Genomic DNA, 1,134 nt, shown 5'->3' with positions numbered 1-1,134 from the left:
TTTGTGACAAAACCCCTCTTTGAAAGTCTTTGCGGCCGGCCATTTTTCTGACGTCATTGGTCAGGGTGGCTTTGACGCTCAGCTGCATAGGCTGCTCTGCTAAGCTGGCCCCTGACATCTGCCACAGTGCTGGTATCACAAACTGTAGAGCGCCAACCACAGTCGATAGCGGATTGCCAGGCAAGCCAAAATACAACACAGGCTTAGCCAGATCTTTGCTTAATTCACCAAACACAAAAGGCTTGCCAGGTTTCATCGCCACTTTATAGTGATTAATCTGTCCTAACGTTTCAATCACTGTGGTCAAAAAGTCATAATCACCAACCGATACCCCAGCAGTAGAGATCAGTACATCACAGTCTTGCATGGCCTCATGAACAGCGGCCGTCGTCTGCTCTAGATTGTCGGGAACAATGCCATAATCACGAATATCAATAGGTAAATCTGACAGCAAGCTTTTTAAGGTTGGTGTATTGGAGTTATATATTTGCGCCAAGCTTTCAAGCGCATGACCAACGGCAACGAGTTCATCGCCCGTCGCCAATAGGCCTACAGTAAGGGGCTTGAATACCTTAACTTTATCGATACCCAAATTAGCCAGTAGGCTGATATCTGCAGGATTGAGGCGCTTGCCGACTGTTAACACCGCTTCACCCGACTTAATTTCTTCACCTTGTTTGCGTATATTATTATCAAGCTGAGCGCTTTGTGTCAGCGTTATGGTGTAAGGTTGTGACTTATCAAGCGTCTCTCTTATCTCAGCAAAGTTGGTGTTTTCTTGCATGATAACGGTATCACAGCTGTCTGGCACCACTGCCCCAGTAAAAATACGAACGCCTTGTCCCTCTGTGAGCTTACCTGTATAGGCACTGCCAGCTTGTGACTCTCCAATGATTTCAATCGTACTGTCTTTTGCTAGAGTACTACCTTGAGCAATCGCATAACCATCCATCGCCGATAGATTTTGTCTCGGCACGTCAAAGGGCGAGACGACATCTTCTGCCAGTATGTGATTACGACTGTCTATCAAATCGTAGATAGCGACGGCTCTTTTATTTAGCGGATGGTCGTTAGTATTGTAAGTGTCTATGCGCTGCTTGATGGCAGACTGCAATGCTTCCATGGTAATCATAA

The 1,134-nt window shown here is 46.2% G+C and carries 1 protein-coding gene; it reads right to left on the bottom strand.

Annotated elements, in window-relative coordinates:
• A partial coding sequence (locus JFC06_RS12215) for a molybdopterin molybdotransferase MoeA (RefSeq protein ID WP_198335251.1) occupies positions 1-1,132 on the bottom strand: 1,132 nt, incomplete at its 3' end.
• Positions 1,133-1,134 lie beyond the last annotated feature (2 nt).

It is taken from the genome of Psychrobacter namhaensis (assembly GCF_016107545.1).
Classification (GTDB): Bacteria; Pseudomonadota; Gammaproteobacteria; order Pseudomonadales; family Moraxellaceae; genus Psychrobacter; species Psychrobacter namhaensis.
Note: the sequence above shows the minus strand (reverse complement) of the source record. Positions and strands in the feature narration are given on the sequence as shown.